This window comes from Chryseobacterium urinae (assembly GCF_030518295.1).
Lineage (GTDB): Bacteria > Bacteroidota > Bacteroidia > Flavobacteriales > Weeksellaceae > Chryseobacterium > Chryseobacterium mucoviscidosis.
In genome coordinates this window covers 1-15,436 of record NZ_JAULSJ010000011.1, presented here as the reverse complement: position 1 = coordinate 15,436, position 15,436 = coordinate 1, and the positions used below count along the sequence as shown (strand labels likewise).

15 protein-coding genes are annotated in these 15,436 nt (G+C 37.1%); 10 read left to right on the top strand and 5 right to left on the bottom strand.

What is annotated here, in order from left to right:
• Positions 1–46: 46 nt before the first annotated feature.
• The 3 genes from QWT87_RS21280 to rplU form a co-directional block, all read right to left on the bottom strand.
• Positions 47–211, bottom strand: a complete 165-nt coding sequence (locus QWT87_RS21280) for a bacteriocin-like protein (protein WP_165796691.1) — start codon at positions 209–211, stop codon at positions 47–49.
• A gap of 200 nt (positions 212–411) precedes the next feature.
• Positions 412–669: a 50S ribosomal protein L27 gene (gene rpmA / locus QWT87_RS08690; protein ID WP_047399085.1), complete on the bottom strand. Its 258-nt coding sequence runs from the start codon at positions 667–669 to the stop codon at positions 412–414.
• A gap of 29 nt (positions 670–698) precedes the next feature.
• Complete coding sequence (gene rplU, locus QWT87_RS08685) at positions 699–1,088, bottom strand: 50S ribosomal protein L21 (protein WP_185207426.1); 390 nt, start codon at positions 1,086–1,088, stop codon at positions 699–701.
• A gap of 182 nt (positions 1,089–1,270) precedes the next feature.
• Between rplU and QWT87_RS08680 the strand changes: the two genes are divergently transcribed.
• Positions 1,271–2,158, top strand: a complete 888-nt coding sequence (locus QWT87_RS08680; protein ID WP_302715701.1) for a neutral zinc metallopeptidase — start codon at positions 1,271–1,273, stop codon at positions 2,156–2,158.
• A gap of 109 nt (positions 2,159–2,267) precedes the next feature.
• On the top strand, positions 2,268–3,359 hold the full coding sequence (locus tag QWT87_RS08675) for an acyltransferase family protein (RefSeq protein ID WP_302715699.1): 1,092 nt from the start codon (positions 2,268–2,270) through the stop codon (positions 3,357–3,359).
• On the opposite strand, the gene QWT87_RS08670 is transcribed toward QWT87_RS08675, so the two are convergent.
• Positions 3,356–3,598, bottom strand: coding sequence for a hypothetical protein (locus QWT87_RS08670; RefSeq protein ID WP_076391292.1), 243 nt, complete (start codon positions 3,596–3,598; stop codon positions 3,356–3,358). The genes QWT87_RS08675 and QWT87_RS08670 overlap by 4 nt on opposite strands.
• A gap of 152 nt (positions 3,599–3,750) precedes the next feature.
• On the opposite strand from QWT87_RS08670, the gene miaE reads away from it, so the two are divergent.
• The 5 genes from miaE to QWT87_RS08645 all read left to right on the top strand — a co-directional run bounded on the left by miaE (position 3,751) and on the right by QWT87_RS08645 (position 10,124).
• The gene (gene miaE, locus QWT87_RS08665; protein ID WP_076391290.1) at positions 3,751–4,332 is read left to right on the top strand and encodes a tRNA-(ms[2]io[6]A)-hydroxylase; all 582 of its coding nucleotides are present in this window, start codon (positions 3,751–3,753) and stop codon (positions 4,330–4,332) included.
• 11 nt (positions 4,333–4,343) lie between these two features.
• Positions 4,344–4,961, top strand: coding sequence for a DUF502 domain-containing protein (locus tag QWT87_RS08660; RefSeq protein ID WP_076391288.1), 618 nt, complete (start codon positions 4,344–4,346; stop codon positions 4,959–4,961).
• A 202-nt stretch (positions 4,962–5,163) separates the two neighbouring features.
• Positions 5,164–6,249 carry an FAD-dependent oxidoreductase gene (locus tag QWT87_RS08655; RefSeq protein ID WP_302715697.1) on the top strand — a complete coding sequence of 362 codons (1,086 nt, stop codon included), beginning with the start codon at positions 5,164–5,166 and terminating at the stop codon, positions 6,247–6,249.
• A gap of 1 nt (position 6,250) precedes the next feature.
• Positions 6,251–7,408, top strand: coding sequence for a pyridoxal phosphate-dependent aminotransferase (locus QWT87_RS08650; protein ID WP_302715696.1), 1,158 nt, complete (start codon positions 6,251–6,253; stop codon positions 7,406–7,408).
• Positions 7,409–7,688: 280 nt separating this feature from the next.
• The gene (locus QWT87_RS08645) at positions 7,689–10,124 is read left to right on the top strand and encodes a TonB-dependent receptor plug domain-containing protein (protein ID WP_302715695.1); all 2,436 of its coding nucleotides are present in this window, start codon (positions 7,689–7,691) and stop codon (positions 10,122–10,124) included.
• A gap of 68 nt (positions 10,125–10,192) precedes the next feature.
• Here the strand turns inward: QWT87_RS08645 and QWT87_RS08640 are convergent, their stop codons facing one another.
• Entirely contained in the window at positions 10,193–11,413 is a 1,221-nt protein-coding gene (locus QWT87_RS08640; protein WP_302715694.1) for a PQQ-dependent sugar dehydrogenase, read from the bottom strand.
• 107 nt (positions 11,414–11,520) lie between these two features.
• Here QWT87_RS08640 and QWT87_RS08635 point away from each other — a divergent pair, with 107 nt between their 5' ends.
• The 3 genes from QWT87_RS08635 to uvrB form a co-directional block, all read left to right on the top strand.
• Positions 11,521–11,895 (top strand): BlaI/MecI/CopY family transcriptional regulator, encoded by a 375-nt coding sequence (locus QWT87_RS08635; protein ID WP_076391278.1) that lies wholly within the window; start codon positions 11,521–11,523, stop codon positions 11,893–11,895.
• Positions 11,892–13,304, top strand: a complete 1,413-nt coding sequence (locus tag QWT87_RS08630) for a M56 family metallopeptidase (RefSeq protein ID WP_337250573.1) — start codon at positions 11,892–11,894, stop codon at positions 13,302–13,304. The genes QWT87_RS08635 and QWT87_RS08630 overlap by 4 nt, the downstream gene beginning before the upstream one ends.
• A 163-nt stretch (positions 13,305–13,467) precedes the next feature.
• Positions 13,468–15,436, top strand: a 1,969-nt coding sequence (uvrB, locus tag QWT87_RS08625; protein ID WP_302715692.1) for an excinuclease ABC subunit UvrB, incomplete at its 3' end; no start/stop codon positions are given.

Genomic DNA, 15,436 nt, shown 5'->3' with positions numbered 1-15,436 from the left:
TTATAAAGTTGACAAAAAGCCCCGACATGAAGCTTGAGTTTCAGATTTAACAGTCACAAGGCATTACATCAATAACCGAATTAATACAGTGTTGTTTTTGCCATGCTGTCCACGTACACCATTCGTAACACCAATTTGCGGGAATCGGACATCTTTCTCCTCCAGCAATAGCTTTAAGCTGTCTTTTTGTTAATTTTTTTAGATTTTTCATATTAGTTTGGTTTAATTTGTCGCCTACTCTGTTTGCTTTTCGGCTTACGCAATATATTAGTTATTTGATAGTTACCAAATATATAAATATTTCCCGTTAAATTGAATAAATATAAAAACTTTAACTTTTCCTTACTTCATTGCACAAAAAAAAGCCTCAGCAAAATTGCCAAGGCTTTTAATTTTTATAAAACGCTGAAATTATGCGTTTGCTTCTACAGATACAAAAGATCTGTTGTTTGCTTTCTTTCTGAAAACTACTTTTCCGTCAACTAATGCGAACAAAGTGTGATCTTTACCGATACCCACGTTTGCACCTGGGTGGTGCTGAGTACCTCTTTGTCTAACGATGATGTTACCCGCAATAGCATCTTGACCACCGAAAATCTTTACACCTAATCTTTTAGAGTGAGATTCTCTACCGTTTTTGGAACTACCAACTCCTTTCTTGTGTGCCATTTTATTTTAAGGTTTTTTGGTTTAAAAAATTATTCTGCGCCTTCAGTTGCTTCAGCGTCAGCTTTTTTAGTTGTCTTTTTAGCAGGTTTTTCTGCTTTTTTAGCTCCTTCAAATCCTGTAATACCAGTAATCTGAATTTGAGTTAAAGATTGTCTGTGACCATTTTTCACTTTGTAACCTTTTCTTCTTTTCTTTTTGAAAACGATTACTTTATCAGCTTTTACATGATCCAGGATCTCTGCTTCTACAGTGATTCCGCTTACAGCTGGGGCGCCTACCGTGATTGCTCCGTTTACAGTAAGAAGTACTTTATCAAAAGATACTTTTCCTCCTTTATCTCCTTTTAAACGGTTTACAAACAACTTCTGGTCTTGCTCAACTTTGTATTGAAGCCCTGCTATTTCTACAATTGCAAACATTGTTTATAGATTTTTAGTTATTTCGAGGTGCAAATATAAGAAATATTTTCTAATCTGTTCAAATTCAATTCAATCTTTTTTAAAATAAAATTTTAACTATGTTTTGAATAATTTTTCACAATAAAGTGATATGTAATTCCGTTTTTATGTATATCTTCGTTTTCACCAAAATATTTATATATATGAAAAGAAAAATCCAATTCCCGATTCTTTTGGGAGCCATCGCTGCACTTTCTTTGTCAGCATGTAACGACGACACCATGGAAACGCCTGTAAAACCGGAACAACAGGCAGAAAACCTGAAACCGGAACAGCCGAATGCTCTTGAAAAAGTTTGTTATTACGTAGATCAGTACTGGAGTTCTTCATCTGTATTGCTTACTTCACTACAGAATTCTGCAGACACCAACTTTATGAATTCCCAGATGACAAAAATTGCCAGTATGTGGGGAAGAAGCAACCCGACTTTAAGGTTTGTGAATGATCCCTCAAATTTTAACTCTACCTACAATGCCATTTCGTATTCTACAGGAAAAATTTATTACGGCTATGCCATTTATTATGATGCAAAAGCAAAAGGAGGAGATATTGTAAATGCAATGATCCTTGCCCATGAGTATGGTCACCAGTTACAGTATATTTTCGGACTTCCTACGGTAACAGAATCCACAGCAAGACCCAATGAACTGGAAGCAGACGGCTTTGCAGGATATTACCTGAGAAGACCCAACGGCTACAACCAGACAAGTTTTGCACAGATTGCAGCCGCTTATGAATTTGCACAGAGCATCGGAGATTATCAGACCACAAGTCCGGGACACCACGGAACACCTCCGCAGAGAAGATCCGCAGTCCGTTTAGGATTTTTATTAGGACAGTACAGCCTTACTGCAGCAGATTTCGATTACAACTTCTTCTATTATTATCAGGGAGTTTTAAACGGAACCTACAAAATGGCAAAAAACAGCCAGTATCCGGAACTTGATGCTTACATGAAGCAGTATCTTGATGAGCTGAAACAAATTCAGACCGGCGAAATTTCTGCTGAAGAATTTAAAAACTTAAAGTAAATCATCATTTTTGAAATATCTTTCTCGGGAGGCAGGACATTATTCCTGTCTCTTTTCTTTATCTGGATATTCGTAAAGTTTCTTACTTTTGAAGCATCATACGTAACAAATGAACAGAGACCTCTATATTGATTTCGCAAAAGGACTGGCTACCATTTCAATTATCTTTATCCATACCGCTTTCTGGTCGGGACAGTTTTATATTCAGCCGGAAGTAAGGGTTTTCTCTTTAGTTTTCGATGTTGCCCTGTTTTATGCCTTAAGTGGAATTACATCCGGTTCCAATATCGAAAAAACATTATACAGACTGCTGAAACTGCAGATCACGTATATGATTTTTGTAACGCTTCTCTTCTTTCTGGATTATTTCTTTAAAGTTTTCGGACTCACTTTCTTTTCTCTGGAATGGCTGCGGAATTTTTATTCAACCTTCGGATCAAAGTACGCCACCACAAGTATTTCTACCGCTCCGCAATGGGAAAATTTGGGCAACTGGTATCTTCACCAATACATCAATGCAGATACTTTCCCAGTGGTAATGGGGAGCTTCTGGTATTTAAAAGTCTATTATATTTTAACGGTTTTCGGAGTTTTAATATTAAAATTCTTTCCGAAACATGTTAACTGGTTCATTGGACTCTGTGCCGGATTAACTTTATTATTTAATATTTTTCCGGAAATTTATCCTTCGGGACAGGTGGGATATGTTGCTTTTTACATGACTGTATTTCTAACTGGAAACAGAATGAAAGGCAAGAAAATTCCCGACAGGATGATTCCTGTATTATACGGATTGGTTGCGGTTGCACTGGCAGGACTGTTCGGGTTTTACGGACAGGAAATATTTTACAAAATCAATAAAAATAAATTTCCGCCACAAATCCCGTACATTATCTGGACTTTCTTCTCTTTGGTAACGCTTTTTGTTTTTTATAACCGATTAAAGATCACAAAAGAAAATGTGGTGACCTACATTGGTAAAAACGCGATATTTTTCTATTTCGCACAAGGGATAAGCTCTTCACTGGTTTACTTTTTAGTTGTTCCAATGAAGGGAAATATGCCTTGGTGGATTTTAATGATTTTAATCTACGGGATCAATATTATTCTGGCATTCATCATTTCAGCCGGCTTGAAAAAAGTTGATGAATGGGGTTGGAAAATATTAGAGTTTTTAAGAAGCAAAACGGCTTCTCATTAATCTCTGCTTCTTCCGCCTCGTGCAATAAGGGCAACAATAACGATTAAAACAACAGCTCCGATAATGATGTACGTTGGATTGGTGTACCATTCTGTTGTCGTGGTGGTTGTTTGTTCAGTAGTTACCGTTCCGCCGCCCGTTGCTGTTTCCTGAGCAAAGCTGAAAGCCGACATGAATAGAATAAGCATTGCTGAAAGTATAGCTCCTGCTTTAGATTTTAAAGTGGTAATAGTTTCCATTGTTTATATTTTTAATTTGGTTTCTTAGTTAAAACAAATTAAATACCAAGATTTTTAAATTATTAAGAAAAATATTTTTTAAACATTCTGAATATTTAAATAAACTTTAATCGTATCGCAAATTATTTTAATTTTACAGAAAATTTTAAAACATGTTTAAGTTGAAACTTCCTACCGATCCAAGGTGGGCAAATATTGCTGAAGGAAACATCGAAGAAATTTTAACGGATCATGCATGGTGCGAGCAAAAAGCCGCTACCAACGCGATAGGATTAATTACCATGCTTCCTGAATATCCGGAAATTGTAACGGAACTTCTTGCGATTGCGCAGGAAGAGTTGGAGCATTTTCGTCAGGTTCATGAGATTATTAAAAAAAGAGGCTATACTTTCGGGCGCACCCGAAAAGACGATTATGTAAACGAACTGGTGAATTTTATCCAGAAAGGCGGCAACAGGGATGATCTTATTGTCGATAAAATGCTTTTTGCAGCCATGATCGAAGCCAGAAGCTGCGAAAGATTTAAAGTTCTGACTGAAAATATTAAAGATGAAGAGCTTAAAACCTTCTACAGAGAACTGATGATTTCGGAAGCCAACCATTACACCACTTTCATCGGGTTTGCAAGACAGCTCGGAGACGAAGAAAAAGTAAACAAACGCTGGGAAGAATGGCTGGAATATGAAGCCAAAGTCATTCAGTCTTACGGAAAAGGCGAAACCATCCACGGATAAAAAAAGATACATTGAAAAAACTGACGTTTGAAAATATTGCCAATTTTTTTCTGAAAAATTTCTTTCAGGGACTCGTCATTATCGGTCCGATCGGGCTGACAATTTTTGTTATCTGGTATGTTGTAACGTCTATTGATAATATTATTCCTTCTGTCGCCAAGGAAATTCCGGGGCTGGTTTTTATTTCCACCATTTTAATTACGGCACTTCTTGGGTTTTTAGGAAACAAATTCGTAGTCGGAAAGTTCTTTTTCGATTCTATGGACCGTCTTCTTGAAAAAACTCCCGGTGTAAAGCACATTTATACTCCAACAAAAGATGTAATGTCCTCGTTTGTAGGAGACAAAAAAAAATTCAACGATCCTGTCTGGGTAAAAACCAACGAAAATCCTGAAATATGGAGAATTGGTTTTTTAACGCAAAAAGAAATGGCAGACGTTGAAAAACACAATTATGTAGCGGTATACCTCCCCCATTCTTATGCTATTTCGGGCTGGGTAATCGTTACCGAAGAAAAAAACATTAAACCTGTTGTAGGGATGACGGCGGCTTCGGCAATGAAATTTGCGGTAAGCGGCGGTGTTGCAGGGTTCCATTCGGATGATAATATTTTCAAGGCACCGGAATAGTCTTTCTTTTTTACTTAAATACTATTGCAGAAGATCTTCTCTGCGATCATTTTCTTTATTTAGCTGAATACAGCACTAAAGAAAACATTTATCCTGTTCATTAAAAGAATACATCTGATTTTTAGAATAAATTTTTTTCGCAGATTATTCATTTTTAATGAAAATTTTACAAATTAAAACAAAACTAACAACAATAAAAAAGATGGGCAAAGTTGCAATCATAGGAGCCGGTGTATCCGGTCTGAGTATGGCAAATTATTTGGAAAAAAATAATATCGACTATCATCTCTACGAAAGAAGAACCCCAAATGATCTGAAAGGACACGGATTTATCCTTCCCAAAGAAGGAATTGAACATCTTTCAGCCATTATTGATATTAATGACCTTTACGCAAAAGGAAGTTTTCTGAAAAAATACATCCATTATAACCAAAGCGGAGAAATTCTTTCCGAAAAAGATCTGGATGATGTTTTTGTAGTTTCCAGAAGCGCCCTGATCGAGATTCTTGCCAAAGGAATTCCTTCAGATAAAATTTCTTACAATTCAACGGTTGCGCTGAACGGATTTTCGGAGGGAAAAGCAGAAATTACACTGGACGAAAATACTATTCTGGAAGCAGATGTGGTTGTTGCTTCAGACGGATCAAGAAGCCGCATCAGAAGAACTATTTTTCAGGATGAAATCATGAAAGCCGTTCTGGAAAATGAAGTGGTAAACATCATTGAAAACGAAGAACTGGCAGGCAAAATCGAAAGCAATTTTCTGAAATTCCATCATGAAAACGGCGGACTTACTTTTGGCGTTTTAAAACTTTCATCCTCAAAAATCCTTTGGTACTGCCAGTTTGATATCACCAAACATTTCATCAACGAAGATTACACTCCGGATTGCATCAGGCAGTTTATGCTGGATAATTTTGGCAACTGGAATACTCTGATTTCATCCATTATCGAAGGTTCTGGCTATGAAAATGCACACATCTGGAGAGTTTATGAGCTTGAAAAATTAAATCCTTTTTATCATCAGAATGTTGTTTTCATCGGCGATGCAGCACATCCGCTGATTCCTTTTACAAGTCAGGGCGTTACCTCAGCGTTGAAAGACTCTTTCACCTTAACCCAACTTTTAGCCGAAGGAAATGATCTTCAGGAAACGTTCAGCAAATACGAGGCAGACCGGAAATCTGAAATCGAAATCCACATCAGAAACGGAAGAGCCCTGCTGGAACAATTCCTTTTACCTCTGAACGAACAGCCTAAAAACACTTTACCAATTTCATACAAATAAAATGTTTACAAACAACGATATCAATTTTGAAGCGCTGAAAAGAAAAGCCTACAACGGAAGATGGGCAACCCTGGAAGAAGGAATTATCCCTTTAACGGCAGCAGATCCGGACTTCAGAATGTCTAAAGAAATAGAAAACGGAATCATAGAATACATTAAGGACGGCTATTTAAGCTATGGCCCTTTTTCCGGACTTCCTGAATTTAAGAAAAGCGTTGCAGAGCATTTTAACACGGGTAAAAAAGGCAGCTTTACAACAGAAAACGTATTGGCTGTTAACAGTGCCGCAATGGGCATGTATATGGTTGCCAAATATGTGCTGAATCCCGGAGACGAAGCGATTATTTTCGATCCGGTGGATTTCCTTTTCAAAAAAACAGTGGATTCGGTTGGCGGAAACATTAAATTGTGCGCGGTAGATTCTAAAACCGGAGATATCGACTTTGAAATGTTGGTTTCTTTAATTTCTCCGAAAACAAAACTCATCAGCATATGTAATCCTCACAATCCAGTCGGAAGAATATATTCCAGAGAAATTTTACAGAAAATTGCAGACATTGCGGCAGCTCATGATCTTTGGGTAATGAGCGATGAAATCTGGAGCGATATTGTCTATGATAAAAAAGAATTCAACACCTACTCTTCTGTTTCCGAGAATGCTAAAAAGAAAAGTTTTACCGTTTTCGGATTTTCAAAATCGTTTGGAATTGCAGGATTGAGAATTGGTGCGGTCTTATGCAACGATCAGGAATTAATGGATGATTTCACAGAAAAATCCATGTTCAATTCTACCATCGAAGGCGTTTCTACATTATCGCAGATTGCAGCAAGCGTTGCCATTGATAAAGCAAAACCGTGGTTTAATGATTTTCTTACGCATTTACAGCACAACAGAGATTTAGCCCACAGTATGCTGAGCAATTCGGGCGTTCTAATTCCTAATCTTCCCGAAGCCACTTTTGTTATTTTTCCTAAAATCAACAACGGTATGTCGAGTGACGAATTTGCACAACACGTTTTAAAAGAAGGAAAAGTAGCGATTGTTCCCGGCTCGGAACGGTGGTTCGGAAAAGGCGCTGAAGGACACGTAAGAATATGTTTTTCAACCTCACAGGAAATCCTCACCGAAGGACTGAACAGAATAATCAATAGTTTTTAAAAAATACAGAAGCGGATTCAATAAAACTTGAATCCGTTTTTTTTCAAATATATCTTACCCTAATTTCAGACTTAACTGCTTTTGCGATTTAATTAAAAAAGGCTAAAACTTTTTCCCGAAAACTTTTTTTTCTTTATTTAAAATACCATTCATTTTTTCCATGATATCATAATTTTTATTTAATTTAAATACATTTATCAAACAAACCCATATTTTATTAACGATTTAAAAATAAAAATTAATATTTTTGATATAATTGTCAATTTAAATCTAATACAATATGAAAATTAAATACATAAGTGCATTTTTTCTTGGAGCATCTTCCGTTCTGTATTCTCAGCAGATTAACGACACCATATCAAAAGAAGGAAAAATTGATGAAGTTGCCATTACAGGAAGCCGGAATAAAAAAAGAACAGTTGTAGACACTCCGGTTCCGATTGACATCATCGACATTAAACAGGTAAGCCAGTCAACAGGGCAGATTGAAGTCAACCAGCTTTTACAGTTTTCAGCACCTTCATTCAATTCCAATAAACAATCCGGATCAGACGGAGCGGATGCAGTAGATCCTGCAACATTAAGAGGACTTGGTCCCGATCAGACTTTGCTTTTGCTCAACGGAAAAAGATATCATCAGTCTTCATTAATCAATCTTTTTGGTACAAAAGGCCGTGGAAATACAGGATCGGATATGAACACGATTCCTATCGGAGCTATCAAAAGAATTGAAGTTCTTCGTGACGGAGCTTCTGCGCAATATGGTTCGGATGCGATTGCGGGAGTGATTAACGTTATCTTAAATGACCGTAATCACGGTTTTGAAGGCAATGCTTTTTACGGAGTGAATCTTTTTAAAAGTCCGGGAGACAAGGATGTGGTTTCTGACCGAAAAATAGACGGAAATACTTTTGACTTTTACGGAAATTACGGAACAAAAATAGGTTCTAAAGGCGGTTTCGGAAATTTTACGGCAGAATTTGTGAATAAAGAATATGCGATCCGTAATGCCAATCCTGAAAAATATGATGCTCCGAGACAACGATTCGGGGATGCAAAATCACAGAATTTTTATTTTTTCGGAAATATTGAGATTCCTATATCAGATAATTTAAAATTTTATTCCAGACAGGGCTTTTCGCACAGAAATACAGACGCTTATGCATGGACAAGAAGCGCGGATGCAGACGGAAATATTCCGCAGGTTTATCCTAATGGCTTCAATCCCGTTCAGGATACAAGCATTTCAGATTTTACTTTTGACAATGGCTTAAAATTTAAAGTGGCAGACTGGGAAGTGGATGCGTATAATGCGTTTGGAAGCAACAGATTTACCTATCAGATCGATCATACCATCAATGCAACATTAGGCGTAAAATCACCTACGAGTTTTGATGCGGGAGGACATTCTCTGCTGCAGAATACAACAGGTTTCAATGCAACCCGACAGTTTTCGGTTCTGGAAGGGCTGAATGTGGCATTCGGTTCAGAATTCAGATATGAAAAATTCAATATTATCAAAGGAGAAGAAGCTTCTTACGCGATGTATGACGTGAACGGAAATGTCGTGACGGCAAGTACCCCTTCAACATTATTGGTAATCAATCCTTTAAGCGGAGATGTAAGACCGGGCGGTTCTCAGGGTTTTCCCGGAAATTCTCAGGAAATTAACAAGTCCAGAAATAATTTTGCAGCGTATGTAGATACTGAACTCGACATTACCAAAAACTGGATGGTAAGTGTTGCCGGAAGATTCGAAAATTATAATGATTTTGGAAGCACACTGAACGGAAAACTTGCAACACGATACAAAATAACGCCACAGTTTGCATTCCGAGGATCTTTTTCTACAGGCTTCAGAGCACCGTCTCTGGCTCAGAAATATTACAGCTTACAGTTTACCAATTTTCAGGGCGGAAATCTGGTAACCATTCAACTGGCGTCTAATGACAGTAATCTGGCGAAAGCAGTAGGAATTCCGCAGCTTAAACAGGAAACTTCTGTGAATGGAAGTGCAGGATTTACCTTTAACACAGGGAAATTTACGGCAACAGTAGATGGATATTACATCAAGGTAAAAGACAGAATTGTTTTAACGGGAAATTTCTCGCAGGATGATGATGCGATCGGGAATATTTTAATTGAAAACCGCATCGATCAGGCTCAGTTTTTCACCAACGCAATAGATACAAGAACTAAAGGGGTTGATGTTATTTTAAGTTTTAACGAAAATATCGGAAAAGGAAAACTGACAGCAACATTAGCCGGAAACTACAATGAAATGGAGATCACAAAAGTGAATACTTCCGACAGGCTGAAAGGAAAAGAAGACATTTATCTCAGTCCGAGAGAAAGGGCTTTTATTTTAGCTTCTGCACCGAAAACGAAGATCAATCTAAACCTGAATTATAAGATCAGTAAATTCAATGCTAATTTACAGTTGGTAAGATTTGATAAAGTGACTCTTGTAGGCTATAACGGACCGGACGATTACCAAATATACAATCCAAAAGTAACCACGGATCTTTCTTTCGGCTACGAATTTTCTAAAAATATTAATCTGACGATCGGAAGTAAAAATCTCTTCAACCGATATCCTACGTTGCAAAGAGAGGCAGCTTCAGCCGGAAATACAGAATCGGGAGGTATTTTTGATCCTGTACAGATGGGATTTGCAGGAAGACAGGCTTTTGCAAGATTTAATTTCAAATTTTAATCTTTATACCAATAATAAATAAGGACTTCCGTAAATTCAGAAGTCCTTATTTATTCGGTTAAAACTATTTATTTCTTAGAAATTTTATACAATTTTCCGCTGTCCGTAACAGCGTACAAATCTCCGTCGCTTCCATTGAGAACATCGCGGAATCTTTCGTTCTGATCTTCCAGAAGCCTTTCTTCACCCACCACTTTGTTATCTTTCATTACAATTCGGTTGATGTGTTCCCCGCTTAAACAGCCAATCATCAGATTTCCTTTCCATTCTTCGATATTTCCGGTGTAGAAAGTAACTCCGCTTGGCGAAATCACAGGATCCCAATAATAAACAGGCTGTTCTGTTCCCACTTTTTGAGTGGTTCCTTTATTGATTTTATCTCCGGAATATTCGATTCCATAGGTTACATCTCCCCAACCGTAATTTTTCCCGGGTTTTATTAGATTGATCTCATCTCCGCCTCTCGGTCCCATTTCTACATCCCACAAATTTCCATTCGGATCGATTGCCATACCTTGCGGATTTCTGATTCCGTACGCATAAATTTCAGGTTTAAATCCTGTTTTTCCCATGAAAGGATTTCCGGGAGCCGGCTGTCCTTCTTTCGTTATTTTTAAGATTTTACCTAAATAATTATCTGTTCTCTGAGCATAAACTCTGGTTTGCTTATCTGATCTTTCTCCTGTACTTACAAAGAGATTTCCGTCTTTATCAAACGCCAATCGGCTTCCATAGTGCTTGTCTCCGTCGTACGTTGGAGTTGCTCTGAAAATTACTTTTACTTCAGAAATCATTTTTAAATCCTGAGAAAGTTTTCCTTTTGCAACCGCAGTATGATTTCCATTTTCATAAGGTTCTGAAAAACTGAAATAAATGAAATTGTTTGTTTTAAAATCAGGATCTAAAGCTACGTCTAACATTCCGCCCTGCCCTTTGGAATCTACTTTCGGGAAGCCTTCGATTTTTGAAATTTCTTTTCCGTCGGCAGAAACCACATTCATATATCCTCTTTTGTCCGTAATTAAAAATTTTCCGTCCGGTAAATTGACAATTCCCCAAGGTTTTCCAAGATCTTTATTTAAAATTTCAACCTTGTAAGGCGTCGAGGTTTTTACAGCTTTTATTCTGGTCTGTCCGGCAAAAGCAGGTTTATATTCGGGAGAATTAGGCTCTTTCGTTTCTACGCTTCCGTCTTTTCCGAGCTTTTGGGCATTAAGTTTATTTTCTTTGCATGATGAAAACAGGAGAATTAAACTGATTGCTGAAATATAAAATTTACTGATTTTCATTGAATTAGGATTATCATTTTAATTTCAAATGGAAAAATAATGCCATAAAATTTGGTAGTTTAAATTTTTATTCTACATTTGTAGAAACAAATAACAATCCGTAGAATATGAAAGAAATAAAACTGACCGATTCTGAGAAAGATCTCATGGAAATTCTTTGGGAAAAAGAAAAAGTTTTCATGAAGGACATTTTAGAATCCTACCCTGAACCAAAACCAGCCACAACCACTATTGCTACCCTTCTGAAAAGAATGCAGAACAAAGATTTTGTTGGCTACAAATTGTATGGAAATTCCCGCGAATATTATCCAAAGATCGCGAAAGGAGCTTATTTCAAAGAAGAAATGACTTCCATGATTGACCGTTTTTTCAACAGTTCCGTAACGCAGTTTGCATCGTTTTTTACGTCCAATGCAAAGCTTTCTCAAAAACAACTGAAAGAACTCCGTGAAATTATCGACCAGCAAATCGACGAAAAATGATGATCATTTTAAAAATAATTCTGTGTTCTTCCTTGCTTTTGGCTGGATATTACGTGTCTTTGCAGAAGGAGAAAATGTATGGTTTCAATAGGTTTTACCTTTTGTTTTCCCTTGTATTTTCTTGCACCGTTCCGTTCATTTCCATTCAATCGGAAGCTCAAAAAACTGTTAATCGTTTGCAGAAAACGATTGAAGCAACACAACAGGTTATGGACATTACGCCGAAACAGGAAAGTTTTAACTGGATGAATCTGATCTGGATATTGTACGGAATCGTAACATTGATTTTCCTGATAAGAACTATTATTTCATATGTAAAAATTAAAAATCTGAAGGGTGAAAAAATGATCTATCAGAATCAAAATATCATCATCACAAATGAACCTATTTCGCCTTTCAGCTTCTGGAATACAATTTATTTAGGAAAAAACTATCTGATTGACAACAAAATAGATTCCAGAATATTTCTTCACGAAAAGAGTCATCTGGAACAGAAACACAGCATTGATATTATTATTGTTGAAATCATAAAGGCTTTTACGTGGTTCAATCCGTCTGTGTATTTCTACAAAAAAGCAATGATTACCAATCATGAATTTCTGGCGGACGAATCTGTCTTAAAAAATGATTTTACCATAAAAGACTATCAGAATTTAATTCTGGAAGAAATTATTTCAAGCCAAAACTATAACCTTACCCATACATTCAATTTCAAAAACACCAAAAAACGATTTATTATGATGAACACCAAAAAATCTAAGCTGGCAGACTTAAAAAAAGTAATCAGCATTCCGATTTTACTGATTGCTTTTGGATTATTTGTACAGAAAACCTATGCAACTCCAATCGAAAAGATGATCGAAAAAACACATGAAACAATTTCAGAACCTGTGAAAGATCGGATCATTGAAAATAATGAAGAAAATAGTAATGCTTTCAAAAATGATGCTTTACATAACGAAACTGAGAACGTTGCAGAACTTTTAAAAAAAGCAAATACTGAAAAAGCAGTTCAGGATACCATCCGACCAAAAGAGGATAAAAACACAATATTAAAGCAGGAAACTTCACAAAGTACTATAAATGAAATGGTAAAAGATGAGCCCACATTGCTTCCTCAATATCCGGGAGGAATTAACGAAATGAGGAATAAAATGTCAAAATCATTTGACGGAAATAAAGTTAATGTAAGCAAAGAACCGTACAGAACTGAAATCAACTACACTGTTCTGGAAGACGGAAATATTGCGGATATAAAAGCATCAGGAAACAATGAAGCATTTAATACAGAAGCAATAAATTCTTTCAAAAAAGCCAATGAAAACATCGTTTGGAAACCCGCTGAAAAAGACGGAAAACAAGTTCGCTACAGAATGAGAATTCCACTAACGATGTCTTTTCAAAATTAGGATCGATTTTTTTAAAATAAAACAGCATTCAGATTGGGTGCTGTTTTTGTTTTACATATAAAATCTGTTTGAACTTTTATTTAAAGCTGAATCTGTGGTATGAAATACTTTCTGATGTCAAATATATCTTTCGTATTTTTGTTAGGATAACATCACAATTTTTATGAATTTTAAACTTCAATCAGAATATAAACCTACCGGAGATCAGCCACAAGCGATAGAAAAGCTCACCGAAGGAATCGAAATCGGGGAAAAATACCAAACGCTTTTAGGAGTTACCGGATCCGGAAAAACATTTACCGTTGCCAATGTGGTGCAGAATGTCCAAAAGCCGACTTTGGTTTTAGCTCATAACAAAACTTTGGCGGCACAGCTTTTCATGGAGTTTAAAGAATTCTTCCCTGAAAATGCCGTTGAATATTTTGTAAGTTACTACGATTATTATCAACCCGAAGCTTACATCGCCACAACCGGAACTTACATCGAAAAAGACCTGAGTATCAACGAAGAAGTTGAAAAACTAAGACTTTCCGCAACCGCGAGTTTACTTTCCGGAAGACGGGACGTTCTGATTGTTGCTTCCGTATCATGTATTTATGGTATCGGAAACCCGACAGAATTTCACAAATCTTTAATTTCCATTGCGATTGGTGAAAAAGTGACCAGAACCGCACTTCTTCATTCTTTAGTTAATGCACTATATTCCAGAACATTAAACGAGTTCCAAAGAGGTACATTCCGTGTAAAGGGAGATGTGATTGATGTTTTCCCGGCTTATGCGGATAACGCAATCAGAATTCAGTTTTTCGGGGACGAAATTGAAAAAATCCAGAGCTTTGATCCGGTTTCAGGAAATGTGACGGGAGCTTTTGAACAGATTCAGATTTATCCTGCCAATCTTTTTGTAACCTCAAAAGAAACTTTGAACGGCGCAATCCGCGATATTCAGGATGATCTGGTAAAGCAGGTTGATTTTTTCAATTCTATTGAAAAACCACTGGAAGCCAAAAGATTACAGGAAAGAACCGAACTCGATTTGGAGATGATTAAAGAGCTGGGTTACTGTTCCGGAATTGAAAATTATTCGAGGTATCTCGACGGAAGATTACCGGGAACAAGACCTTTCTGTTTATTGGATTATTTCCCTAAAGATTATTTGATGGTGATTGACGAGAGCCACGTTACAGTTCCACAGGTTCATGCGATGTACGGAGGCGACCGTAGCCGCAAAGAAGCTTTGGTGGAATACGGATTCAGGCTTCCTGCCGCAATGGATAACCGTCCTTTGAAATTTGAAGAATTTGAAGCCATTCAGAATCAGGTTATTTATGTTTCGGCAACTCCTGCGGATTATGAACTGGAAAAAACAGGAGGTGCTTATATTGAGCAGATTATCCGTCCGACCGGACTTTTAGACCCTATTATTGAAATCCGGCCTACCCAGAATCAGATTGATGATTTAATGGAGGAAATCCAGAAGAGAGCGGATCTTGACGAAAGGGTTCTGGTAACGACGTTAACCAAGAAAATGGCGGAGGAATTAACAAAATATTTTACCAAATTCGGGATCAGAACACGGTACATCCATTCCGATGTAGAAACTTTGGAACGTATCCAGATCATGCAGGATCTGCGTGTGGGACTTTTTGATGTTTTAATCGGGGTAAATTTATTGCGAGAAGGTCTGGATTTACCGGAAGTATCTTTAGTAGCCATCCTCGATGCTGATAAAGAAGGGATGTTGAGAAGCCGAAGATCGATGATCCAAACCGTTGGCCGTGCCGCAAGAAACCTTAACGGAAGAGCCATTATGTATGCCGATAAGATCACAAAATCGATGCAGGCAACGCTTGATGAGACTGAATACCGACGTGCAAAACAAATGCAGTACAACGAAGAACACGGCAAAGTTCCGGTAGCTTTAAATAAGAAGATTTCTGAAAGCCTCGTCGGAAGAAGCAAAGATTTTCCGGATGAAAAATATACACAAAAAGAAATTTTACAGAAAGTTGCTGAAGCCAAAGCAAGCTACACTTCTGAAGACATGGAAAAAGTAATCGCGCAAAAGCAGAAGGAAATGGAAGCTGCTGCGAAAAATCTTGATTTTATTAAAGCCGCGAAATTAAGGGATG

Excerpts from the sequence above, each read along its gene's own strand:
- QWT87_RS21280 (WP_165796691.1), bottom strand. The coding sequence starts at position 211 with ATGAAAAATCTAAAAAAATTAACAAAAAGACAGCTTAAAGCTATTGCT.
- rpmA (WP_047399085.1), bottom strand. The coding sequence starts at position 669 with ATGGCACACAAGAAAGGAGTTGGTAGTTCCAAAAACGGTAGAGAATCT.
- rplU (WP_185207426.1), bottom strand. The coding sequence starts at position 1,088 with ATGTTTGCAATTGTAGAAATAGCAGGGCTTCAATACAAAGTTGAGCAA.
- QWT87_RS08680 (WP_302715701.1), top strand. The coding sequence starts at position 1,271 with ATGAAAAGAAAAATCCAATTCCCGATTCTTTTGGGAGCCATCGCTGCA.
- QWT87_RS08675 (WP_302715699.1), top strand. The coding sequence starts at position 2,268 with ATGAACAGAGACCTCTATATTGATTTCGCAAAAGGACTGGCTACCATT.
- QWT87_RS08670 (WP_076391292.1), bottom strand. The coding sequence starts at position 3,598 with ATGGAAACTATTACCACTTTAAAATCTAAAGCAGGAGCTATACTTTCA.
- miaE (WP_076391290.1), top strand. The coding sequence starts at position 3,751 with ATGTTTAAGTTGAAACTTCCTACCGATCCAAGGTGGGCAAATATTGCT.
- QWT87_RS08655 (WP_302715697.1), top strand. The coding sequence starts at position 5,164 with ATGGGCAAAGTTGCAATCATAGGAGCCGGTGTATCCGGTCTGAGTATG.
- QWT87_RS08650 (WP_302715696.1), top strand. The coding sequence starts at position 6,251 with ATGTTTACAAACAACGATATCAATTTTGAAGCGCTGAAAAGAAAAGCC.
- QWT87_RS08645 (WP_302715695.1), top strand. The coding sequence starts at position 7,689 with ATGAAAATTAAATACATAAGTGCATTTTTTCTTGGAGCATCTTCCGTT.
- QWT87_RS08640 (WP_302715694.1), bottom strand. The coding sequence starts at position 11,413 with ATGAAAATCAGTAAATTTTATATTTCAGCAATCAGTTTAATTCTCCTG.
- QWT87_RS08635 (WP_076391278.1), top strand. The coding sequence starts at position 11,521 with ATGAAAGAAATAAAACTGACCGATTCTGAGAAAGATCTCATGGAAATT.
- QWT87_RS08630 (WP_337250573.1), top strand. The coding sequence starts at position 11,892 with ATGATGATCATTTTAAAAATAATTCTGTGTTCTTCCTTGCTTTTGGCT.